The 20,459-nt window shown below is 67.0% G+C and carries 23 protein-coding genes; 16 read left to right on the forward strand and 7 right to left on the reverse strand.

The features are described 5' to 3' along the window. The 4 genes from ACE3TU_RS06995 to ACE3TU_RS07010 all read left to right on the forward strand — a co-directional run. The coding region (locus ACE3TU_RS06995) for a TOBE domain-containing protein (protein WP_374622016.1) at window positions 1–413 on the forward strand (413 nt) is incomplete at its 5' end. 101 nt (window positions 414–514) lie between these two features. Further along, entirely contained in the window at window positions 515–1,285 is a 771-nt protein-coding gene (locus ACE3TU_RS07000) for a ThuA domain-containing protein (RefSeq protein WP_374622018.1), read from the forward strand. A 441-nt stretch (window positions 1,286–1,726) separates the two neighbouring features. Next, entirely contained in the window at window positions 1,727–2,773 is a 1,047-nt protein-coding gene (locus ACE3TU_RS07005) for a Gfo/Idh/MocA family protein (protein WP_374622020.1), read from the forward strand. A 47-nt stretch (window positions 2,774–2,820) separates the two neighbouring features. Further along, complete coding sequence (locus ACE3TU_RS07010; protein ID WP_374622022.1) at window positions 2,821–3,867, forward strand: Gfo/Idh/MocA family protein; 1,047 nt, start codon at window positions 2,821–2,823, stop codon at window positions 3,865–3,867. A gap of 20 nt (window positions 3,868–3,887) precedes the next feature. On the opposite strand, the gene ACE3TU_RS07015 is transcribed toward ACE3TU_RS07010, so the two are convergent. Further along, on the reverse strand, window positions 3,888–5,468 hold the full coding sequence (locus ACE3TU_RS07015) for a methyl-accepting chemotaxis protein (protein WP_374622024.1): 1,581 nt from the start codon (window positions 5,466–5,468) through the stop codon (window positions 3,888–3,890). A gap of 165 nt (window positions 5,469–5,633) precedes the next feature. Here ACE3TU_RS07015 and ACE3TU_RS07020 point away from each other — a divergent pair, with 165 nt between their 5' ends. The 3 genes from ACE3TU_RS07020 to ACE3TU_RS07030 all read left to right on the forward strand — a co-directional run bounded on the left by ACE3TU_RS07020 (window position 5,634) and on the right by ACE3TU_RS07030 (window position 7,645). Next, window positions 5,634–6,368, forward strand: a complete 735-nt coding sequence (locus tag ACE3TU_RS07020; protein WP_374622026.1) for a LuxR C-terminal-related transcriptional regulator — start codon at window positions 5,634–5,636, stop codon at window positions 6,366–6,368. A gap of 448 nt (window positions 6,369–6,816) precedes the next feature. After that, entirely contained in the window at window positions 6,817–7,068 is a 252-nt protein-coding gene (locus tag ACE3TU_RS07025; RefSeq protein ID WP_374622028.1) for a GlsB/YeaQ/YmgE family stress response membrane protein, read from the forward strand. A gap of 55 nt (window positions 7,069–7,123) precedes the next feature. Beyond that, window positions 7,124–7,645 (forward strand): GNAT family N-acetyltransferase, encoded by a 522-nt coding sequence (locus ACE3TU_RS07030; protein ID WP_374622062.1) that lies wholly within the window; start codon window positions 7,124–7,126, stop codon window positions 7,643–7,645. 64 nt (window positions 7,646–7,709) lie between these two features. Here the strand turns inward: ACE3TU_RS07030 and ACE3TU_RS07035 are convergent, their stop codons facing one another. Further along, window positions 7,710–9,491 (reverse strand): bifunctional UDP-sugar hydrolase/5'-nucleotidase, encoded by a 1,782-nt coding sequence (locus ACE3TU_RS07035; RefSeq protein ID WP_374622030.1) that lies wholly within the window; start codon window positions 9,489–9,491, stop codon window positions 7,710–7,712. A gap of 256 nt (window positions 9,492–9,747) precedes the next feature. Here ACE3TU_RS07035 and ACE3TU_RS07040 point away from each other — a divergent pair, with 256 nt between their 5' ends. From ACE3TU_RS07040 to ACE3TU_RS07050, 3 genes are all read left to right on the forward strand, one after another. Further along, a complete protein-coding gene (locus tag ACE3TU_RS07040; RefSeq protein ID WP_374622032.1) occupies window positions 9,748–10,401 on the forward strand; it encodes a ThuA domain-containing protein in 654 nt (217 codons plus the stop codon). A gap of 97 nt (window positions 10,402–10,498) precedes the next feature. Further along, complete coding sequence (locus ACE3TU_RS07045; protein WP_374622035.1) at window positions 10,499–10,825, forward strand: hypothetical protein; 327 nt, start codon at window positions 10,499–10,501, stop codon at window positions 10,823–10,825. An 11-nt stretch (window positions 10,826–10,836) separates the two neighbouring features. Further along, window positions 10,837–11,358, forward strand: coding sequence for a hypothetical protein (locus ACE3TU_RS07050; protein ID WP_374622037.1), 522 nt, complete (start codon window positions 10,837–10,839; stop codon window positions 11,356–11,358). 21 nt (window positions 11,359–11,379) lie between these two features. Here the strand turns inward: ACE3TU_RS07050 and ACE3TU_RS07055 are convergent, their stop codons facing one another. Together ACE3TU_RS07055 and ACE3TU_RS07060 are read right to left on the reverse strand one after the other, a co-directional pair. Next, window positions 11,380–12,018 (reverse strand): NrsF family protein, encoded by a 639-nt coding sequence (locus tag ACE3TU_RS07055; RefSeq protein WP_374622039.1) that lies wholly within the window; start codon window positions 12,016–12,018, stop codon window positions 11,380–11,382. After that, window positions 12,008–12,571, reverse strand: a complete 564-nt coding sequence (locus ACE3TU_RS07060) for a sigma-70 family RNA polymerase sigma factor (protein WP_374622041.1) — start codon at window positions 12,569–12,571, stop codon at window positions 12,008–12,010. The genes ACE3TU_RS07055 and ACE3TU_RS07060 overlap by 11 nt, the downstream gene beginning before the upstream one ends. Before the next feature lie 235 nt (window positions 12,572–12,806). Between ACE3TU_RS07060 and ACE3TU_RS07065 the strand changes: the two genes are divergently transcribed. Together ACE3TU_RS07065 and ACE3TU_RS07070 are read left to right on the forward strand one after the other, a co-directional pair. Beyond that, window positions 12,807–13,685 carry a cytochrome b/b6 domain-containing protein gene (locus ACE3TU_RS07065; RefSeq protein ID WP_374622043.1) on the forward strand — a complete coding sequence of 293 codons (879 nt, stop codon included), beginning with the start codon at window positions 12,807–12,809 and terminating at the stop codon, window positions 13,683–13,685. Further along, entirely contained in the window at window positions 13,678–14,475 is a 798-nt protein-coding gene (locus tag ACE3TU_RS07070; RefSeq protein ID WP_374622045.1) for a molybdopterin-dependent oxidoreductase, read from the forward strand. The genes ACE3TU_RS07065 and ACE3TU_RS07070 overlap by 8 nt, the downstream gene beginning before the upstream one ends. On the opposite strand, the gene ACE3TU_RS07075 is transcribed toward ACE3TU_RS07070, so the two are convergent. Continuing rightward, complete coding sequence (locus ACE3TU_RS07075) at window positions 14,472–15,017, reverse strand: helix-turn-helix domain-containing protein (RefSeq protein ID WP_374622047.1); 546 nt, start codon at window positions 15,015–15,017, stop codon at window positions 14,472–14,474. The two genes, ACE3TU_RS07070 and ACE3TU_RS07075, sit on opposite strands and share 4 nt — an antisense overlap. Window positions 15,018–15,237: 220 nt before the next feature. Between ACE3TU_RS07075 and ACE3TU_RS07080 the strand changes: the two genes are divergently transcribed. From ACE3TU_RS07080 to ACE3TU_RS07095, 4 genes are all read left to right on the forward strand, one after another. Then, a complete protein-coding gene (locus ACE3TU_RS07080; RefSeq protein WP_374622049.1) occupies window positions 15,238–15,636 on the forward strand; it encodes a DUF1801 domain-containing protein in 399 nt (132 codons plus the stop codon). A 96-nt stretch (window positions 15,637–15,732) separates the two neighbouring features. Then, window positions 15,733–16,227, forward strand: a complete 495-nt coding sequence (locus ACE3TU_RS07085) for a hypothetical protein (protein WP_374622051.1) — start codon at window positions 15,733–15,735, stop codon at window positions 16,225–16,227. 483 nt (window positions 16,228–16,710) lie between these two features. After that, the gene (locus ACE3TU_RS07090; protein WP_374622054.1) at window positions 16,711–18,234 is read left to right on the forward strand and encodes a DEAD/DEAH box helicase; all 1,524 of its coding nucleotides are present in this window, start codon (window positions 16,711–16,713) and stop codon (window positions 18,232–18,234) included. Window positions 18,235–18,405: 171 nt separating this feature from the next. Beyond that, window positions 18,406–18,531, forward strand: coding sequence for a hypothetical protein (locus ACE3TU_RS07095; protein ID WP_374622056.1), 126 nt, complete (start codon window positions 18,406–18,408; stop codon window positions 18,529–18,531). A gap of 195 nt (window positions 18,532–18,726) precedes the next feature. Here ACE3TU_RS07095 and ACE3TU_RS07100 read toward each other — a convergent pair whose 3' ends face one another. Together ACE3TU_RS07100 and ACE3TU_RS07105 are read right to left on the reverse strand one after the other, a co-directional pair. Beyond that, on the reverse strand, window positions 18,727–19,617 hold the full coding sequence (locus ACE3TU_RS07100; protein WP_374622058.1) for a hypothetical protein: 891 nt from the start codon (window positions 19,615–19,617) through the stop codon (window positions 18,727–18,729). 24 nt (window positions 19,618–19,641) lie between these two features. Next, window positions 19,642–20,247, reverse strand: coding sequence for a hypothetical protein (locus tag ACE3TU_RS07105; RefSeq protein WP_374622060.1), 606 nt, complete (start codon window positions 20,245–20,247; stop codon window positions 19,642–19,644). Between the last annotated feature and the right edge of the window lie 212 nt (window positions 20,248–20,459).

The following is a 20,459-nucleotide window of genomic DNA, read 5'->3' on the forward strand; positions in this document are numbered from 1 at the left end:
TGACGCTCGCCGATCGCATCTGCGTGCTGCGCGACGGCCTCGTCGAGCAGGTCGGCACGCCGCTCGAACTCTACGAGAATCCGCAGTCGCTGTTCGTCGCCGGTTTCATCGGTTCGCCCAAGATGAACTTCCTCAATGGCGAGATCGCCTCGAAGTGGGGGGCCTCGACCATCGGCATCCGCTCCGAGCACATCGACATCGCCGAGCGCGACGGCGCCTGGAAGGGCAGCGTGGTGCATTCGGAGAACCTCGGTTCGGACAGCTATGTCTATGTCGATATCGGCAGCGACGAGCCGGTGATCGTGCGCGAGGAAGGCACCAGCCACCACAAGCCGGGCGACACGATTTCCATCGCGCCGATCCCGGACAAGGTGCACCGCTTCGACAAGGCTGGTAGACCCATGCCGCGCTGAGCGCCCCCCCGGCGGCCGCAGGCGCCGCAGGACCCAATTCTCGGAGACCACGGGGCCGGTACCGCAGTCCGGCCCTTGTCACGAACATCAAGGAGACGACCATGACGATCAGGACCCTCGTTTGGGGCGAAAACGTCCACGAGCAGAAGAACAAGTTCGTGGCGGAGAACTATCCCAAGGGCATGCACGGGCAGATTGCCTCGCTGCTCATCGAGGACAAGAACCTGTCGGTCTCGACCGTCACGCTGCAGGATCCCGAGCACGGCCTCACCGTCGCAAAGCTCGCCGAGACCGACGTGCTGATCTGGTGGGGCCATGCCGCGCATGGCGAGGTCAAGGACGAGATCGTCGAGCGCGTGGTGCAGCGCGTCTGGGAGGGCATGGGCCTGATCGTCCTGCACTCGGGCCACCATTCCAAGGTGTTCAAGCGGCTGATGGGCACGCCCGCCAACCTGCACTGGCGCGAGGCCGGCGAGCGCGAGCGCATCTGGGTGGTCAATCCCGGCCACCCGATCGCCAAGGGCCTGCCGGCCTATTTCGAGCTCGAGAACGAAGAGATGTACGGCGAGCCCTTCTCGGTGCCCGAGCCGCTCGAGACGGTGTTCGTCTCCTGGTTCCAGGGCGGCGAAGTGTTCCGCTCGGGCCTCACCTACCGGCGCGGCGCCGGCAACATCTTCTACTTCCGTCCCGGCCACGAGACCTATCCGACCTATCACGACAAGACCGTCGGGCAGGTGCTGCGCAACGCCGTCAACTGGGCCTACAACGCGCAGAACCACGCGCATCTGCTGAAGGCCCCGAACACGCCGGTGGACAAGGCGATCGAAAAGATCGTCGAGCGCGGCGCCAAGCTGACGCACCATCCCAAGTGAACGCATCGGACGCAGGCGCGACCGTCCTTCTCCACTTGCGGGACTTCGGGCCGGTCGCGAAGCGATCAATCGCTCCAGTGGAGCGATTGAAGGCGAAGAAGGTGGCGCGCAGCGCCGGATGAGGGGTTTTGCACAATGCCGCGACACGATCTCACCTGCACCTCCTCCGCGTTTGGGGGCACCCTTGTGCCGCCCCACCGCTGTCACCCCGGCGCAGGCCGGGGCCCATCCTGAGATGCATCCCAATCACGGCGCCTGTGCAAAGTTCTGGGTCCCGGCCTGCGCCGGGATGACATCGAGCCTGCGGTACCGGAAGTGCCACCCCCTCCGCCGTTCACGGGGGAGGGGGACCGCCGCAGGCGGTGGAGGGGGCGCGAGCCCCCTCGCGCCGGCATCCCGCCTGCCGATCCCGTCAACCCACCCCAGCCCACGGTATCCTGAATGCGCCTCCTGATCCTCGGTACCGGCCGCATGGCCAACAGCCACGCAAAGGCCTTCGCCGCCATCGAGGGCGTCGAAATGGTCGGCGCCGTGGACACTGATCCCGCCGCGCTCGCCGCCTTCTGCGACACCTACGGCATCGCCCGGCGCTTCGCCTCGCTGGAGGCGGCGCTGGAATGGGGCGCGTTCGACGCGGTCGACAACATCACCCCCGATTCCATCCATCACGCGACGACACTGGCGGCGCTCGCCGCCGGAAAGCACGTCTTCTGCGAAAAGCCGCTCGCCACCGATCACGGCAAGGCCATGCAGATGGTCGAGGCGGCGGAAGCGGCCGGCCTCGTCAACATGGTCAACCTGACCTACCGGAACGTCGCCGAACTGCACAAGGCGCGCGAGATCATCGCCGCCGGCAGCATCGGCGAGGTCAAGCACATCGAGGCGTCCTACCTCCAGCACTGGCTGGCGCTGCGCGATTTCACCGATACCGCCAGCCTTGCCGGCACCTGGCTGTGGCGCCTGTCCACCGGCCACGGCTCGAACGGCACGCTGGGCGACATCGGCATCCATATCCTCGATTTCACCAGCTTCGCCACCGGACAGCCGATCGTCGCGATGAACTGCCGGCTGCAGACCTTCCACAAGGTGCCCGGCGACTGCATCGGCGACTATGTGCTCGATGCCAATGACAGCTTCATCATCAGCGCCGAGTTCGGCAACGGCGCTATCGGCGTGATCCACTCGTCGCGATGGGCCTCGGGCCACTCCAACGACCAGCGGCTGCGCGTCTACGGCAACAAGGGCGGGCTGGAGCTGAGCCACGGCCACTGGGGCTCGCTGCTGCGCGTCTGCGCCGGGGAGGATGTCGCCACCTCCACCTGGCGCGAGGTCAGGGCCGATCCCGTGCCGACCAACTACCAGCGCTTCGCCGAGGCGGTGAGGACCGGCATCCAGTCCGAACCCGGGTTCCGCCATGCGGCCGGGCTGCAGAAGGTGCTCGATCTGGCGCTCGTCGCCGATCGCGATCGCCGCGAACACCAGGTTTGAATCAGGCTCCGGGCCTCCCCTCCGGACCCTTGTTGAAGGAACAGACAATGCGCATCCTCATCCTCGGCACCGGCGGCATGGCCGCCCAGCACGCCAAGCACTTTGCCGCCATCGACGGCGTCACCGTCGTCGCCGGTGTCGACGTCGATCCCGGCCGGCTCGAAAAGTTCAACACCACCCACGGCATTCCCAATGGCTTCGCCTCGCTCGATGCCGCCATCGCCTGGGGCGGCTTCGATGCGGTGGCCAACGTCACCCCCGACTCCATCCACCACGCGACCTCGATCGCCGCGCTCAAGGCCGGCAAGCACGTGTTCTGCGAGAAGCCGCTCGCCACCGACGCGATCAAGGCCTTCGAAATGGTCGATATCGCCGAGGCCTCGGGGCTGATCAACATGGTCAACCTCACCTACCGCAACGTCGCGCAGTTGCAGAAGGCGCGCGAGATCGTGCTCTCGGGCCAGATCGGCGCGGTCAAGCATGTCGAGGCGAGCTACCTGCAGAGCTGGCTGGTGCAGCCGGCCTGGGGCGACTGGCGCACCGAGAGCCAGTGGCTGTGGCGGCTGTCGACGCGGCATGGCTCGAATGGCGTGCTCGGCGATATCGGCGTTCACATCCTCGATTTCGCCTCGTATGGCTCGGGGCTCGACATCGGTCATGTGTTCGCGCGGCTGAAGACCTTCGACAAGGCGCCCGGCAACAGGATCGGCGAGTACGATCTCGATGCCAATGACAGCTTCACCATGGCGGTCGATTTCGACAATGGCGCGCTCGGCGTCATCCACGCCAGCCGCTGGGCCACCGGCCACATGAACGAACTGCGCCTGCGCGTCTATGGCGACAAGGGCGCGGTCGAGGTGCAGCACCGGCACGATTGGAGCAAGCTGCGCGTCTCGCTCGGCGCCGACGTCGCCACCGGCGCCTGGCAGGAGCTCGACGTGCCGGCCGTCCCCACCAACTACCAGCGCTTCGCCGAGGCGGTCAGGACCGGTACGATGCAGGAACCGAGCTTCCGCCACGCCGCCGAACTGCAGAAGGTCCTCGACCTCGCCATGGTCTCCGAGCGCGAACGCCGGGAACTGCCGACACACTGAGGCAGAGGGGGCGGGGCGGACTAGAACTCGCTCCAGCCCTGGCCGGCAGCCTTGCGAGCGGGGGAGGGCGCCTGCCTCGCGGCGGCGCGGTTCGATTGCGAGGCGGGCCTTGCGGCCGGTGTCAGCGTGAACTGGTCGATGATCTCGTCGAGATCGCGCGCCTGACTCTCGGTCTGCTCGATGGCTGCATTCGTCTGCTCGACCAGGGCGGCGTTGTGCTGGGTCATTTCGTCCATCTGCAGGACCGCCGCCGAGATTTCTCCGATCGAGAGCGACTGTTCTCGGCTCGCCACCGAGATCGCCGCCATCGCATGGGTACTCTCGCGTACCGCCGCCAGCAGGTCGGCCAGCCGGTGCGAGGCGTCCCGAACCAGGGACTCGCCTGCGGCGACTTCCGTCACGCTGGCCTCGACCAGTCCCTTGACCTCGAACGAGGCGTTGGCGGCCGATTGCGCCAGGCGTCGCACCTCCACCGCCACCACGGCGAAGCCCTTGCCGGCATCGCCGGCGCGGGCCGCCTCGACCGAGGCATTGAGGGCCAGCAGGTTGGTCTGGAAGGCAATGTCGTCGATCAGGCCGATGATGTTGGAGATCTTCCGCGACGAGTCCGAGATGCGATCCATCGCGTCGCTGACCTGCGCCATCACGGCACCGCCGGCTTCCGCGCTGGCCGCGGCCGAGTCCGCCTTGATGGCCGCGCCTTCGGCGAGCCGGGCGTTCTCGGTCACCGTCTTTGCCAGTTCTTCCATGCTCGCCGACGTCTGCTCGATGGCGGCGGCCTGTCGCGTGGTCCGCTCGCTCAGGTCATTGGCGCCCGCGAGAATCTCTCCGGTTGCCGTCTTGAGCTGCCGGGAGGTGGTCTGCAGTTGCCGTACGATGCTGGTCAGGCGGTCGGCAAGCGCGTTCGTATCGTCCTTGATGTGAGCGAAGCCGCCCTCGAAGTCGGACTCGATGCGGCCGGTCAGGTCGCCCGATGCCAGTTGCTGTAGTACCTCGCCCGTCATGTCAGCTGCCCACTGGATCTTTTCTGCATTTTCTCTGTCGCGTTTCTGCGCCTCGGCCAGGACTTGCTCGAAGTAGACGCTGACGGCCATGTCGATGTCGACCATCACCGACTTCATCATGGCGGTCAGAACATCGGCCATGTCGTCGACCGTCTGCATCGTCTGAGCGTCGCGCTTCCGGTTCAGCAGGGGCCGCGGCTCGGACGCCATGCGCTGCGCCATGAAGTCATGCGCGACGCCCCGCACCAGCGTTTCCAGTATCAGGCCGTAGCCACCGATGTACCAGCGCGGCTCGAGCCCGATGGTCGCGTGCCGAAGGCCGATCCGCCGACTCGATTCAACGTAGGCGTCGTCGAATTGGCCCGTCGCGATCGCCTTCCAGTGCCCGAGTTGGCTGTTCTGCGCCCGGTTGATCTGCGGCGCCCCGGAGAAGAACTTCGAGACCTCCGGCACCTTGACCAGCTTTTCGTAGAACCTCTCCAGGGCGACCGGCAGGTGTGCGAGCACGATCTTCTTGGCGGAGGCGAGCGTCTCGACGCTCTTGCGATCGAGGCCGATGAAGTCGAGGCGTGTTGAGAGGTCGTCCGGCGATTTCATGGGTCCCGTTTCATCGACTGGAGAGGCGCGTTGCAGCACCAACCTTAAGCGCGGTCGGCTCCGAGCGCGCCTGTGTGGGCAATCGCTTGTTAAGTTCTGGTCGATAACTTAGGCTTGCCCCAGCTGCCACCCACGATTCCCGCCGCAAAGGAGTCGAGTCCGGTTATGGAAGCTATTCGAGTTGCCGACGCCCTTGCCAAGATTGCGCCCTCCGTCGCGAGGATTGCAGAGGCCCGCGGTCGCGACGAACTTGTCGACTGCATCCAGGACGCCGTGGAGTCGATCGGCTTTGACTATTTCGGCTACACGGCCGCAATTCCTCGTGCCGGCGGGGAAGCGTTCTTCCCGCTGATGACGACGTTGCCGACGGAAGCGTGGGAGGCTTTTCACGCGGCTGGACTGTTTCGATCCAATCCGATGCTGGACCGGCTGCGCAGCACCGGTCAGGGCGGTGTGTTTCCCGATGAGGCTGCCCGGGCGCATCCTGCCAATCCCGGGTTCATGGCCCTGCTGGAGAAAGCCGGGCTGGCCGGTGGAGCGGTCACTCCGATCATCTCGCCGACCGAGGAACTCTCGGTGCTCGGGGGCTACTCGCGCGAGACGGTGCCTCGGCCATCGGTGTTGCCGGCACTGGCCGTGATCGGCTCTGCCGTTTCCCTCCGGCTCATCACGTTGAGCGAAGCGCCCGACGCCGCGTCGGCAAGCCTGTCACCCATTCAGCGGGACATTCTGCACTGGATGAAGCAGGAAAAGTCCAACCTCGACACCGCGACCATTCTGGGCATCAGCAAGCGGAAGTGCGATTATCACGTCGCCGAAATCTACCGCAAGCTCGGGGTCGTGTCCCGCATACAGGCGATCACCGCCGGCGAGCGGTTGCTGACGGCCAGCCGGCCATAGGCGCAACTCTCGGCCACACGGCCTCTGATCTGCGAATTTCGCCCGCCGCTGCGTCTAGCCATGAATTCACCGCGTTCTCCATGGCTTGCAGGCCATTGCGGCTATCGAAGAGCTTCACCTGAAACCTGACCATTCAGGGAGCCTACGTCGCCGCCGGCCAATAGTCGATCATGGCGGGAGTTGCCGGTGCCGCAGGCTCGGTGTCATCCCGGCGCAGGCCGGGACCCAGCACTTTGCACATGCACCGTGATTGGGATGCATCTCAAGATGGGCCCCGGCCTCCGCCGGGGTGACCGCGGTGGGGGTGGCTCAATGGTGCCCCATGAGATCAGGGTGTGGGGGCCGACCCACTTGAGCGCAGCACGCACCGTGATTCCGGGGCCCCACTCCCCATTGCAACCCACCCCCGTCCTGCCCATTTATCTGCCGTCACCAGCGGAGCACCCCCATGGGCATTCTCGGCGCCATCCTCATCGGCTTCGTCGTCGGGATCCTTGCCAAGCTGATCACGCCGGGCGATCCGAAGCCGCGCGGCTTCATCCTCACCACGGTCCTGGGGATCGTCGGGGCGCTGCTCGCCACCTGGCTGGGGCAGGCCATCGGCCTCTACCAGTCGGGCGAGAGCGCCGGCTTCTTCGGGGCGCTGATCGGCGCAGTGATCATCCTCATCGCCTGGCGCCAGCTGGCCCGGCCGCGCTGACGCTCCGCAAAGGTTCCGATTCATCGCGGGCCTGGCTTGCGCTAACCTCGCCGTGATGATTCCGACCCTCGAGACCGAACGCCTCATCCTCCGCCCGCACCGGCTCGCCGATTTCGACGCCTATGTCGAGATGTGGGCCGATCCGGACGTGGTGCGGTTCATCGGCGGCAAGCCGTTCGACCGCGAGTCCTCATGGTCGCGGTTCCTGCGCCATTTCGGCGTCTGGCAGCTGATGGGCTTCGGCTTCTTCGCCATCGAGGAGAAGGAGACCGGCCATTTCGTCGGCGAGGCGGGGTTCCACGACCTGAGGCGCAACCTCGTTCCCAGCCTCGAGGGTACGCTCGAGGCGGGCTGGGCGCTCAATTCGGGCGGGCAGGGCTGGGGCTATGCCACCGAGGCGATGAGTGCCGCCATCGGCTGGGCCGGAACGGCCTTTGCCGGGCAGCGCATGACCTGCATCATCAACCCGGACAATCTGCCCTCGATCCGCGTCGCCGGCCGGCTCGGCTTCACCGAGCTGGCGCGCACCAGCTATTTCGAGAGCCCCATCGTCGTCTTCGAACGCCGATCGGCCTGAGCGCCGCTCCTCCAAAAGCGAAGGGGCGCCACCGGGGCGCCCCCTGTCATTCGGGATCGTCGGCCTATTGCGCGGCGGGTGCCTGCATGGCCGGAGCTTCCATGGCCGGAGCCTCCATGGCCGGAGCCTCCATCGCCGGCGCTTCCATGGCCGGGGCTTCCATGGCATTGGCGGCCGGAGCCTCTGCCGGGGCTGCGGCCGGCGTCTCGGCCGGAGCCGGCTCGGGGGCCGGAGCCGGGGTGGCGTCGGTGATGCGGCCGTCGGTATAGGGCGTATAGGCGCCACCGAGCTTGGCGACATAGTCGGCCAGCACCTTCTCGAGCGGCGGGCCGAAGTCGTAGGCGTCGAGGCCGTTGCTGGCGAACAGGGCGTAGCCGTCGCCACCGGTGCGCATGAAGTTGTTGGTCACGACGCCATAGGTCCTGGCCGGGTCGATCGCCACCCAGGCCTCACCGTCCTTGACCAGCACGTCGCTGACGCGCGAGCCGGCCGGCTTGGACGTGTCGAAGGTATATTTCAGCCCGGCGACCTGCGGGAAGCGGCCGGCACCGTTCTCGATGTCCGAGACGCCGTTCTCCAGTGAAGCGACGATGTCGGCGCCGGTCAGCTGGAAGGTGGCGAGCGTGTTGGAGAAGGGCAGCACGGTGAGCACTTCGCCCATGGTGATCTCGCCCGCATCGATCGAGGCGCGCAGCCCGCCGCCGTTCTGGATGGCAATGCTGATGCCCTGGTCCGCGACGCGGTCGAGGATGGCGTCGGCGACGAGGTTGCCCATGGCGCATTCCATGGCGCGGCAGACCTTGCGGTCGCCCTCGATGGCGGCGGTGGCGCTGCCGATCACCTCGTTCTTGAGCGCCTCGAGGGGCTTGCCCAGTTCGACCAGCCGGTCGACGAAGCCCTGGTCGGGGGTCACCGAAGCGTCGAGCAGGATCGGCGCACCTTCCGCCGAAACCACCTTGCCGGCATCGTCCCAGGTGATCTTGATGTCGCCCAGGTACTTGCCGTACTGGCCGGCCTGGACGATCGGCACGTCGACGCCGTCGCCGTTCTTGACCAGCGTCGGGTAGGCGCCCGCCGCCTTCTCGTCCGTATTGGAGAGCAGCGTGTGCGAATGGCCGCCGACGATCACGTCGATGCCGGGCACCGCCAGGGCGAGTTCCTGGTCGATGGTGTAGCCGATGTGGGAGAGCACGATGATCTTGTTGATCCCGGCGCCCTCGAGCGCGCCGACCGCACCCTTGACGTAGGCGGTGACGCTCTCGAACGCCACGTCGCCCGTGGTGGCGATCTCGGGCGTATCCTCGGTGGTGGCGCCGATCACGCCGATCTTCTCGCCGCCGATATTGAGCACGATCACGCCCTTGGGCCGGCCGGCGAGGTCGGGGTCCTTGGTGGTGTCGAAATTGCCGCCGATGATGGGGAACTTGGCCGCGGCGAGGAACCTGGCGAACTCGGCCGGGCCGTCGTCGAATTCGTGGTTGCCGGTGGCCACCACGTCGAAGCCCATGTCATTGAGGAAGTCGGCGACGATCTGCGACTTGTACTGGGTGTAGAACAGCGAGCCCTGGAAATTGTCGCCGGCCGACAGCAGCACGACATTCTCGCCGGCGGCGGCCGCCTCGGCCTTCTCCGCATCGATCGCGGTCTTCAGCCGCCCGATGCCGCCGAAGCACTCGCCCTTGCCTTCACCCTCGGCATTACAGGTCGAGTCGGTGCCGGTGATCGACTCGAATCGCGAGTGGAAATCATTGATGTGCAGGATCTTGAGCGCGAACTCGGCCTGCGCCGCGCCGCTGAATCCGGCTGCGAGTGCCAGCGCCGAGGCGCCTAACAGAAGTCGTTTCATGTCCCTGTCCTTTTCGTTGGAATCCGAGTGGTCCGGATTCTTCTCCCACCGCCATGCGACGCCTCGATAACAGCGTCGCCGCGGTCGTCCGCACCTTCGCAACTCCGGTGACGGAGAGAGTTAACAACAGTTCGCCGGGCAGGGGAAGGGTACCAGGGGCCGGCGCTCCGGCCGGCCCGTCCGGGCCCGACAAATAGCGCTGGCGTCGAGTCCGGTTTCGGCTACTCTCCGCCGGTTTTTGCGAGGAGTATACGCGATGCGCAGCGCACTGATCGTCTGGGGTGGTTGGAACGGGCACGATCCGGAGGAATGCGCGGCGATCTACCGGCGCTGGCTGCACGAGGATGGCTTCTCGGTGCGCGTCGAGACCGACCTCGCCGTCTTCGCCGATCCGGCGATCCACGAGCTCAGCCTGATCATCCCGATCTACACGATGAGCCGCATCGACAAGGAGCCGCTCGGCAACCTCGTCAAGGCGATCGAAGGCGGCGTCGGGCTCGCCGGCCACCATGGCGGCATGAGCGACGCGTTCCGCGAGGCGGTCGACTACCAGTTCGTCGTCGGCGGACAATGGGTGGCGCATCCGGGCAACATCATCGATTACACCGTCGACGTCACCCGGTCGGACGATCCGGTCATGCAGGGCATTCCCGCCTCGTTCCCCTACACCTCCGAGCAGTACTACATGCACATGGACCCCTCGGTCGAGGTGCTCGCCACCACCACGTTCTCCGGACAGTACGCGCCCTGGACGAAGGGCGTCGTGATGCCGGTGGTGTGGAAGCGGCTGTACGGCGCCGGCCGCGTCTTTCACTCGACGCTGGGCCATCGCGCCAGCGAGTTCGAGAACCCCAACATGGCCACCATCCTCCGCCGCGGCATCAACTGGGCGGCACGGGCGGAAGGCTGAGCCGACGCCGGATCGTATGACTACGCTCGGTTGCCGCCGCGACTGCTGACCTGGCTGCGGGAGCGCTATCGTGATCCCTTGAGTCAAGGAGAAGACGATGCGCACCGCGCTTGCACTGGTTCTCTGGATCGCGCTGTTCGCCAGTCCCCTGGCGCAGGCCTCGCTGCCGTACGCGATCGTTGCGGAATCCGACGACGACGAGCCGCCGCCGCCCTGCGAGAGCGGTTCGACTGCAGATGGGGATTGTCTACCGATCGAGCCCCCGTGCCTTCTTCTGATCTTTTGTCCGAAGCTTCCCGGCGGCGGACCCGGTCCCGGCTACTTCATGCCGATAATGGGCGACCTTCTGGTCAATGACGATCGCGCCTTGAGGCAGGTCATGGCTGGGGACAGGTATCGTCACGAGATCATTGGTTCCGAGTAGGCGGGGCGTCGATGGCCAACTGGGTGGCGTGGCGGGACTACCTCCGGCTCGCCTACGCGGAAGACGCAATCATCGCGTTCGGCCTCTGTCTCGCCATCGCTGTGACGGCCAACCTGATTGCGCGGCAGAACCTGCGGACGCACCTGCAGGTCGCAATGCTGCTGTTGGGGGTCGCGATGCTTGGGGCGACGGCGGGCTTTGCCGGCGGCATGAGTCGCGAGGCGGCAGTGGGGAGCATCATTCCCGCCGCGCTGACCCTGGTGGGTGGCATTTCAGTTTACCTGTTCGGTGCCGACAACACCAGGGGAGCAGCGGTTTCACTGACGGCGGCGTGCTTTGCGCTAGCTCTGTTCCTGGGCTACTCGTCGAGTTCTCAGTTGCGCGCCATCGGCGACGAGTTTCGCGATCTTCGGGATCGTTGCGTGGCGGCCTATGTCGATCCCGACCTGCTCAAGGAGGCCGCGACCTTCGAGCGTTTCGAGGCGGCCATGGGGAGCAAATGCGCGGCGGGCCTCAAGTGGGCCGGGAGTTGATCCCCCGCTGCTGTCGCCAACTTACCACCGCAGCACCCACCGTCCCAGCGCCGCTCCCACCAGTGCCGAGATCAGGATGCCGAGCGTGTACCAGATGGTGATGAAGGGCAGCCCGCCTTCGCCGCAGTGGAAGGCATAGACCCAGGCGCTGGCGCCGCCGGCGGCAAGGCCGGTGGCGAAGCCGGCGAGCGGCAGGTTGGTCGGCGCCAGCCGGCGCATCACCAGGACCAGCGCCGCGTGGATCGGCACCGACAGCACCACGATGTAGATCGGGCAGACCAGCGCCGTGCCGCCGAGCAGCAGTTCACGCACGGCCTCGGGCGGGGCGGCGAGGATCTGCAGGATGCCGCCGATGCCGAGCAGCAGCACCAGGGCCACGGCGCCCGCCACCGGCCCGCGCATGGTGCCGCCCGGACGCGCGAGGCGCGTGGCCGAAACGAAGCCCAGCACGGCGAAACCGAGCGTGAAGGCGAATTTGCTCCAGAAGGTCCACTGGCCGGTCGCGGCCGGCAGGTCGGCGCGCAGCCCGATCCACGGGACCATCACGGCAAAGGCCAGCGCCGCCCCGATCCCGAGTGCGGCGAGCAGCCGGCGCGGCAGGGTGCCACGCCGCACCGGGCGGATATCGTCGGCCAGCCGGGCGATCAGTTCATCGGTCATCGCGGTCTCCCGGCGCAAATCGTGCCGCGAGGGCCTTGAGGCCGCGATGGATGGAAACCTTCGCTGCCGTCTCCGTCATCCCCACGCTGCGCGCCGCCTCGGCGATCGAGGCGCCCTCGAGCCGCACCTGCCGGATCAGCTCGGCCGGGCGGGCCGGGATGGTCGCCAGCGCCACCTCGACATCCATCCGCGCCGTGGCATCGCCGGCCTCGTCGCGGGCGAACAGTGCCGCGTCGTCCTCGAGCGGCACGGTGTAGCGGATGCGGCTGCGCCGGTAGTGGTCGATCAGCTTGTAGCGGGCGATCGCGTAGGCCCAGGCGGTGAAGCGCTGGGTCGGATCGTAGGTCAGCCGCCGCGTATGGATGGCCATCAGGGTTTCCTGTACCAGGTCGTCGCGGCTCGCTGCCAGCGCGTCGCCCAGTCGCCGGGCGAAATAGGCCTTCAGCAGTCGGCCCAGTTCGTCGAGCAGCCGGCGATATGCCGCGGCGTCTCCGCCGAGCGCCGCGACCATCTGGCTCCGAAGCCGAGCTTCCGTGTCTGGCGCGACGCTCATTGAGTCCCGGTTCGTTTCATCCCGGCGAAAGGTTACACGCTCAAAACGACAATGTCGCGGGGCGCGCTTGCCTCACGACGCGGTGAGCGGGGGTAACCTCGCGCGGCCGTGGCGCGAAGGAGAGGAGAGGCACGGGTCCGGCCCGCTCGGCGGTGATGAACTCTCCGTGATCGGCGCCAATCGCTCGCCGTGGTGCCGTTGCTATGCGAAACTGTGCAGGTTCGAGGGAGTGACCATGACCGACCAGCCGATCGATGCCGCGGCAGCCCCCCGGCCGAAGCGCGCCAAGGGGCCGCTGATCTACCGGCAGTCGGTCTTCACCCGGCTGACTCACTGGGTGTGGGTGCTGGCCCTGTTCTTCCTCCTGCTCAGCGGCCTGCAGATCTGGAACGCGCATCCGGCGCTCTATGTCGGCCAGCAGTCCGGCTTCGAGTTCGACAATGCGATCCTGCGCATCGGAGCAGAGAATACTGACGCTGGGCCAAGGGGTTATACGGTTCTTTTCGGAAACAAGTTCGATACGACCGGGGTGCTCGGGATGAGCGGGTCGGCCAGCCGCCCGGACTATGTCGGCTTTCCCGGCTGGGCCACCATTCCCTCGGTGCGCGACCTCGCCACCGGTCGGGTGGTCCACTTCTTCTTCGGCTGGATTCTGTTCGGCACGCTTGCCGTCTGGCTGCTTGCCAGTCTCGTCAACGGGCACCTGTGGCGCGATGTCGTTCTCAAGCCGCGCGATCTGCGCGACCTGCCGGGCGATATCTGGGCGCACCTGCGCTTCCGCTTCCATCACGGCCGCAGCTACACGCCGCTGCAGAAGCTCGCCTACTTCGTCGTCCTCGTCGTGCTGTTTCCGCTGATCATCCTCACCGGCCTTGCCATGTCGCCGACGATGAATGCCGGCTGGCCGTGGCTGATCGAGGTGTTCGGCGGGCGGCAGACGGCCCGCACCCTGCATTTCGTCGCCATGCTGGGGCTGGTGCTGTTCTTCGTCGTGCACATCGCCATGGTGCTGCTCGCCGGTCCGTTCAACGAGCTGCGCTCGATGCTCACCGGCTACTACCGGGCGAGCCCCGGCACCGAACCCGACAGCCGGAGAGGCCGCTCCAATGGCTGACCTGATCCTCAACCGCCGCCGGCTGATCGGCCTGTCCGCCGCCGGGGCCTCCTCGCTGGTCCTTGCCGGCTGCAACCAGTTCGATTTCCTCGCGCGCCGCAACGATCCGGTGCGCGATTTCCTCGAGCGCGCCAATGCGCTGACCTATCAGGCGCAGCGCGCCCTGGTCGGCGAGCAGGCGCTGGCCAGGGAGTTCGCCGAGAGCGAAATCCGGCAGGGCCAGCGCCCCAACGGCTCCACCGACCCGCGCCAGAATGTCGAGGAATACCGGGCGCTGGTGGAGAGCGGCTTTGCCGGCTACCGGCTCCGGGTCACCGGCCTCGTCGAGACCGAGAAGAGCTATACGCTCGCCGAACTGATGAACATGCCGTCCCGCTCCCAGATCACCCGGCACGATTGCGTCGAGGGCTGGAGCTGCATCGCCAGGTGGACCGGCGTGCCGCTCGCGCGCCTGCTCGACGAGGCGGGGGTCAAGCCCGCGGCGAAGTTCGTCGTCTATCACTGCTACGACCGGCTCGGCGGTGGGCTGAGTGCTCCCGAGGCCTATTACGAGAGCTCCGACCTGATCGACGCCTTCCACCCTCAGACCATCTGCGCCTACGGCCTCAACAATGGCCCGCTGCCGGTCGAGAACGGCGCGCCCGTCCGCATCCGCATCGAACGCGCCCTCGGCTACAAGCAGCCCAAATACGTCCACACCATCGAACTGGTCGAGGGCTTCGCCCAGTACGGCCTGGGGCAGGGCGGCTACTGGGAAGACCACGGCTACGACTGGTACGGCGGCATCTAGTCCGGCTCACGGCGGCACAGTCGTAGCTCCCTCCTCACCGAAGGCGGGGAGAGGGGACCGGCGAAGCCGGTGGGTGGGGCGCGCGCACCGACAAATGGGGTCAGGGTGGGTGGCCCTGCCGGTGCCGCAGGCCCGATGTCATCCCGGCGCAGGCCGGGACCCAGCACTTTGCATAGGGGCCCTGATTGCGATGCATCGCAGGATCGGCCCCGGCCTGCGCCGGGGCGGGTGGCACGATGATGCCCCCAACAAGGCCGGGGCGTTGGGGCCCAGCCCACCCACCATGCTGCGCATGGTCCCCCCTCCCCGCCTTCGGCCGGGAGGGATAGGGGGCGACTGATGGGTTCAACCTTGGCGGCGAAGTCGTCGCTCCCTCCTCGCCGGAAAGGCGGGGAGGGGGGACCGGCGAAGCCGGTGGGTGGGGGTGACGATGGCGCGCGATCCAGACCCGCAGCGATCTGCCGGATCGAGACCCCCGCGGCACGTAGCCGGGCAAGCTCGATCCTCTCCTCAACACTGAACTGTCGATATCTCTGTCCCATTCCAACACCCTAACCAGGTGTTGCACTTCGTTTGAGAACTCAGGGGACCCAGCACCTTGCACAGGCGCCGGGGTGACAGCGGTGGGGTGGCAACACTGGTGCCCCAGCCACCTCCAGGTGGAGGGGGCGCCGGCGGCAGGCGCGAAGCGCATCCGAACCCCTCGACGCGGCTGCAGACAGATATACTCTCGCGATCAACGCCGTCGAGGAGTGCCCGCGAGTGACCCCATCCAAGCCCACCACCATCGAGGCCTACAACCGCGCCCAGGCCGGCGACGATCCGGCGATTTGCGATCGCCTGCGGGCGCTGTTCGACCAGCACCTGCCCGAGGCCGAGAGCAAGATCTGGCACGCCCATCCGGTGTGGTTCCTCGACGGCAACCCGATCGTCGGCTACAGCCGGCTGAAGCGCGGCATCCGCGTGCTGTTCTGGAGCGGGCAGTCCTTCGCCACGCCCGGCCTCGTCCCGGAGGGAAGCTTCAAGGCGGCCGAGATCGGCTACGCGACGCCGGCCGAGATCGACGCCGAGCGCCTCGGCCGCTGGCTCGCCGAGGCGCGGAGCATCCAGTGGGACTACAAGAACATCGTCAGGAAGCGCCGCCTCGATCCGCTCTTCTGAGGCCGCCGGACCGGCGTCGCCTTTACCGTTCGATCACCGGCCGCGGGCGACAATCCCGCCGCTGGCCGAATCGCCGCGCCAGGAGGTGACTTCCGCATGCCCAGGCTTCCGCTCGTCCTTCTCGTCCTCCTCCTCGCGACGCCCGCGGCGGCCGATGACTGGTTCTACGAGAACCTGGGGGTGCCCATCGCCTATGCCGACAACGGGCTCGCGCAGTTCCAGTTCGCCTGCCGCGGTGGCGACCTCGCTATGGGCTTCTGGGTGCGGGCGCCGCACCGGCAGGTGGCGGGCGCCGGCGCGATGAACCTGGCGCTGACCCCCGATCCGGCGCCCGGGTCGGCGGTTTCCGCCACCCCCGGCACCAGCTTCGCCCAGGACATGCCGCTCATCCACATCGATGGCACGTCGATGATCGTGCGCGGCCCCGTCGCCCGGCAATGGGCCCGCATCGCGCAGCGCGCGCGCGACACCCTGCGCGTCGCCTATGTCCGGAAGACCTCCGGCGGCAAGCTCGAGGTCTTCGACACCAACAGCTTCGGCGCCGCCGGTTCGTCCGCCGCCATCGGCAAGGTGCTCGAGCACTGCGGGTGAAGAAGCGTCCCCGAGACGGGACCATCTCCGTTCATCAAGGTGACCGCATCAGGGCGGTGGCGCGGGAAACCGGAGCATTATGGTGCGTTCACGCGTTCATCATCGTGGCGGAACCGTGAAGCGGCCGGCCTATCCCCGTGGCCCGCTCACCTGCTGCATGGCTCCCCTGCGGGCCAGGCCCGTGAAAGGCCTTGCAAATTCGGCCCGTATCCCCCATATCCCGGCTCAGTCACCGGTCCGGGTTATCCTCGTGTTGAGGAACGGGCGTATAGTGGTGATGGACTTCTCTTCTTATCGGCCAATAACGGTGAGCGGCGAAGTGCCCCGGATGCGGTCCCCGAAAGGGTGAGACCACCGGGAGACAGCGCAACCGTGCGGCAATCCCGTCGCCAGTGCATCGATCCATTCGCCGCGCCCCATCGGGCATCCGGCGATCCTGCGCGCAGCCGGTTGGCCCGGCGCGCGCCAACGTGAGTTTTTCTTTTGACCCAGACCTTCACCGAACTCGGCCTGTCCGCGCAGCTCGTCAGCGCGCTCACTGCCGCCGGCTTCACCACCCCGACCCCGATCCAGGCCAAGGCGATCCCGCCGCAGCTCGAGCGCCGCGATATCATGGGCATCGCCCAGACCGGCTCGGGCAAGACCGCCGCGTTCGGCCTGCCCATCCTTGCCGGCCTCGCCGAGCTCAAGGGCCGCGCCAACCCGATGACCACGAGGGCGCTGATCCTCGCCCCCACGCGCGAGCTCGCGGTGCAGATCGATGAGGTGCTGCACAAGCTCTCCGGCGGCCGGCTCACCACCGTGCTCGTCCTCGGCGGCGCCTCGCGCGGCGGCCAGATCCAGAAGATCGCCCGCGGCGTCGATGTCACCATCGCCACCCCCGGCCGCCTCAAGGACCTCGTCGACGATCGGAAGCTCAGGCTCAACGAGACACGCTGGCTGGTGCTCGACGAGGCCGACCGCATGCTCGACATGGGATTCATCAACGCCGTCAAGCAGATCGCGGCCGCCATCGGGCCGCGCCGGCAGACGGCAATGTTCTCTGCCACCATGGCGCCCGAGATCGCCGAACTGGCCAAGGGCCTGCTCACCGATCCGGTGCGCGTCGAGGCCAATCCCGCGGCGCAGACGGTCGGCACCATCGATCAGCGCGTCATCCTCGCCGGCTCCAAGGAGAAGCGCGGGGTGCTCAACAAGCTCCTCGAGGATGCCGCGCTCAACCGCGTCATCATCTTCTCGCGCACCAAGCACGGGGCGGATCGCGTCGCCAAGAACCTCGCCATCGACGGCCATGTGGCGGCGGCGATCCACGGCAACAAGTCCAACAATGCGCGCCAGGCGGCCCTCAAGGGCTTCGCCACCGGCGAAGTGCGCATCCTCGTCGCCACCGACATCGCGGCGCGCGGCATCGACGTGCAGGCGATCAGCCACGTCATCAACTACGAACTGCCCGACGATCCGGAGAACTATGTGCACCGCATCGGTCGCACCGCCCGCAACGGCGCCTCGGGCTTCGCGATCACGCTGTGCGACGGCACCGAGCGCGGCAAGCTGCGCGACGTCGAGCGGCTGATCCGCCGCACCCTGCCCACTACCGGCGAGCTGAAGGGCAATGGCGGCGAAGTCGTCGATGCCGCCGAGGCACGGGCGCCGCGGCCCGCCGCGCGTCCATCGGCGCCGCGTCCCGATGGCCAGCGCAAGCAGGCCAATGCCGGCCGGCATTTCTCCGGCGCCAAGAAGGCGGCGATCGTCGACGGACGCAAGCGCACCAATGGCGGCGGCGAGGCGAGGCCCGCGGCCGGCGGCAATGCCCAGCAAGTGCGCGGCGGCGCGGGCGCGGGCAGCAACGTGTCGCGCAACGGCGGCGCTCCGGCCACCGCCCAGGCCTGGTGGGAAAAGCCCACCGGCTCGGGCTCGCCTCCGCCCAAGGCGCGCTGGAACAAGCAGCAGAAGGATGCCGCCAAGGCCCGCCGCGCCGATGGCGACCGCGCGCGTGTCACCGGCTGAGCCAGGTCGCTGCGCCCGTCTCTCCGGGGTGCCGTAAGGCGCCCCGGAGGCGTTTCGCCTCCGAACCTGAACGCAGGATAAATGCCGGGTTCCGGGAACGTTCAAGCGCTCGGCCGCATTCTTGCCCCAACGATGAACCAGCGGCCTTCGGGCCAAGCCGTGGGGGCACAAATGCTGAAACTCTCGCTGATCGCCTTGTTCGTGATGTCGATGGCCACCCTGACTGTGGCGGCTTCCGCCATTCCGTCCGGTGCCGCCGATGCCGGCCGGCCGGCCGTGCTTTCGCAGCTCAACTGAGCCACCCGCCCTTTCCAGGCGCAACCGCTCGCCGGAGCGGTCGAGGCCCGTCCTGCCATGAGCACCCCGATGCAAATCCTCCTGCTGGTCCTGTTCGCCGCCGCCCTCGCCGTCCTCGCCTTCGCCGCCGCGAGCGTGGTGCTGGTCTAGCTGGCGCCGCCCAGGGCCGCTCCGCCCCGTCGCAGCGGCGCTCCATTAGGGCGGCGGATAGCCGAAGACGCCGAGCATCGAGTGATAGAATTCCACCGACTCGGTCGTAAACGTCGGCGGGTTGGCGCCCGCCATGTAGGCCCTGTAGGCCGCGTCGATCTCGTCGAAGTCCGGCTTGAGGCTTGCTGGGGCGACTCCGCCTTTGATTGCCTTATCGATGTACTGGAGCGGTTCGAGAACGGTGGCCTTGATCTGCGACTGTTCCGCAGCAAAGGAGTCGGGTGAGATGCGTGTGCGCTCGACATACTTTCCGAGCTTCACACGCGTGGCGACGAACTGGATGACCTTCTGGTCCGGACGAACGAAGTGCACACCGACCTGGCGATGGAACGTGTGCAGGGTGAATGCCGAGCGATACCAGCCGTTGAGGGCGATGTCGGCCGTTTCCGAGCCGCCCGAGCCGGTGGCGGCGAGGAAGTTGTAGGCGGCCTGACAGTAGAGAAAGTCCTCCGTCCGTGCCGCAAACCCGGAGCCGTCCGGCTCCTTGCATTGATCCTGCACGCGTTCCGGACTGTAGTTGACCTGCAGATTGGGAATACGCACGGTCCTCGCCTCGCACGGCGCCGCGAGGCACTTCGAGAACTGCAGCGGAATGATCAGGGTCTTCGGGCCGTCCATCCCGAACGCCTTGTTGAGCGTGATTTCGAGGACGGCATCGGTGAGGCTGTAGCGCTCGCCGACGAGTTGACCGTCGGCAAGCGGACTCAGCGTGCCATTGTCGAGCAGCGAGAAGGAGCGATCGTTATCCAGATCGGTGACGACCACGGCAGCCAGATTGTCGATGCTGCCTGATGCGATCCCGAGCTGCTGTGCCAGCGTGACATCGGCACCGCCGAGCGCTGCCATCAGCAGCAGAAGCCTGTAGAGTGCGTGCATGCCGTCCTCCCCGGTGCTGCGTCGCTACGATTTTGGTCGTGGATGGTCCGGATTGTCGTCGGGCTTGTCAGCCGTCTCGGCGGCTGCGGTCAAAGCGTCGGGAGCTGACTCGGCCCGCCGCATCGCTGTCTGGTCCGCCGGGTCGGGAGACAACTCGGTCTCCTCCGGCTCCTGCTGCCGCGCAGGCCTTGCGGCATCGGCGGATTTGATGCCCAGCAGGATCAGGATGATCAGCGATGTTGATTCGAGAAACGCGCGCAGGGCTGCGGTCATGGTTGTCGCTTCCGGCGAGTCCGGGGCCATCAAGGCCTTGCTCTCGGTGGTGAGGCTGCTGACATAGCCGACAAACACGCAGATGAAGGCGGCAACAAAGATCAGAATCAGCAGCGCCGCCAGGGTCGAGCGCAGACTATCGGCCCTGAAAACGGTAATGGCGCCGATAACCGGCACGAGCAGTGACTGCAGCGGGTTCGTTCCTGGGTCGGACAGATATATGCGTGCAAGTACAACGGGAAAGGTGTCGTGGTACTCATGGAAGAGCAACCCGAATGACACCAGGATCGGAAACGCGCAATAGAGCATGGAAAGCAATATCGCGACGATATCTAGTACGCTATCGCGCCCCCTCATGCCCGATCCCCGCATTTTTACGCAACGCCTAGTGTATTGTGATCGGCCGAAGCGCGCAATCGCGGAAAGGACTGCGTTTCAGCTGAGCGGAATGCCCTTGCCGCCCTTGTCCTTCTGGTAGGTGGCCGACAGGTCGTTGTAGACCGCGTTGAGATCGTCGACGCGGCCGACCAGCCGTTCCTTGGAGGAGCGGTCGAGGCCGGCGATCATCT

The sequence above is a fragment of the Devosia sp. genome (genome assembly GCF_041917035.1).
Lineage (GTDB): Bacteria > Pseudomonadota > Alphaproteobacteria > Rhizobiales > Devosiaceae > Devosia_A.

Excerpts from the sequence above, each read along its gene's own strand:
- ACE3TU_RS07005 (WP_374622020.1), top strand. The coding sequence starts at position 1,727 with ATGCGCCTCCTGATCCTCGGTACCGGCCGCATGGCCAACAGCCACGCA.
- ACE3TU_RS07070 (WP_374622045.1), top strand. The coding sequence starts at position 13,678 with ATGGCTGACCTGATCCTCAACCGCCGCCGGCTGATCGGCCTGTCCGCC.
- ACE3TU_RS07035 (WP_374622030.1), bottom strand. The coding sequence starts at position 9,491 with ATGAAACGACTTCTGTTAGGCGCCTCGGCGCTGGCACTCGCAGCCGGA.
- ACE3TU_RS07040 (WP_374622032.1), top strand. The coding sequence starts at position 9,748 with ATGCGCAGCGCACTGATCGTCTGGGGTGGTTGGAACGGGCACGATCCG.
- ACE3TU_RS07065 (WP_374622043.1), top strand. The coding sequence starts at position 12,807 with ATGACCGACCAGCCGATCGATGCCGCGGCAGCCCCCCGGCCGAAGCGC.
- ACE3TU_RS07085 (WP_374622051.1), top strand. The coding sequence starts at position 15,733 with ATGCCCAGGCTTCCGCTCGTCCTTCTCGTCCTCCTCCTCGCGACGCCC.
- ACE3TU_RS07075 (WP_374622047.1), bottom strand. The coding sequence starts at position 15,017 with ATGGGACAGAGATATCGACAGTTCAGTGTTGAGGAGAGGATCGAGCTT.
- ACE3TU_RS07050 (WP_374622037.1), top strand. The coding sequence starts at position 10,837 with ATGGCCAACTGGGTGGCGTGGCGGGACTACCTCCGGCTCGCCTACGCG.
- ACE3TU_RS07010 (WP_374622022.1), top strand. The coding sequence starts at position 2,821 with ATGCGCATCCTCATCCTCGGCACCGGCGGCATGGCCGCCCAGCACGCC.
- ACE3TU_RS07060 (WP_374622041.1), bottom strand. The coding sequence starts at position 12,571 with ATGAGCGTCGCGCCAGACACGGAAGCTCGGCTTCGGAGCCAGATGGTC.
- ACE3TU_RS07025 (WP_374622028.1), top strand. The coding sequence starts at position 6,817 with ATGGGCATTCTCGGCGCCATCCTCATCGGCTTCGTCGTCGGGATCCTT.
- ACE3TU_RS07105 (WP_374622060.1), bottom strand. The coding sequence starts at position 20,247 with ATGAGGGGGCGCGATAGCGTACTAGATATCGTCGCGATATTGCTTTCC.
- ACE3TU_RS07095 (WP_374622056.1), top strand. The coding sequence starts at position 18,406 with ATGCTGAAACTCTCGCTGATCGCCTTGTTCGTGATGTCGATGGCCACC.
- ACE3TU_RS07100 (WP_374622058.1), bottom strand. The coding sequence starts at position 19,617 with ATGCACGCACTCTACAGGCTTCTGCTGCTGATGGCAGCGCTCGGCGGT.
- ACE3TU_RS07030 (WP_374622062.1), top strand. The coding sequence starts at position 7,124 with ATGATTCCGACCCTCGAGACCGAACGCCTCATCCTCCGCCCGCACCGG.
- ACE3TU_RS07015 (WP_374622024.1), bottom strand. The coding sequence starts at position 5,468 with ATGAAATCGCCGGACGACCTCTCAACACGCCTCGACTTCATCGGCCTC.
- ACE3TU_RS07055 (WP_374622039.1), bottom strand. The coding sequence starts at position 12,018 with ATGACCGATGAACTGATCGCCCGGCTGGCCGACGATATCCGCCCGGTG.
- ACE3TU_RS07045 (WP_374622035.1), top strand. The coding sequence starts at position 10,499 with ATGCGCACCGCGCTTGCACTGGTTCTCTGGATCGCGCTGTTCGCCAGT.
- ACE3TU_RS07020 (WP_374622026.1), top strand. The coding sequence starts at position 5,634 with ATGGAAGCTATTCGAGTTGCCGACGCCCTTGCCAAGATTGCGCCCTCC.
- ACE3TU_RS07000 (WP_374622018.1), top strand. The coding sequence starts at position 515 with ATGACGATCAGGACCCTCGTTTGGGGCGAAAACGTCCACGAGCAGAAG.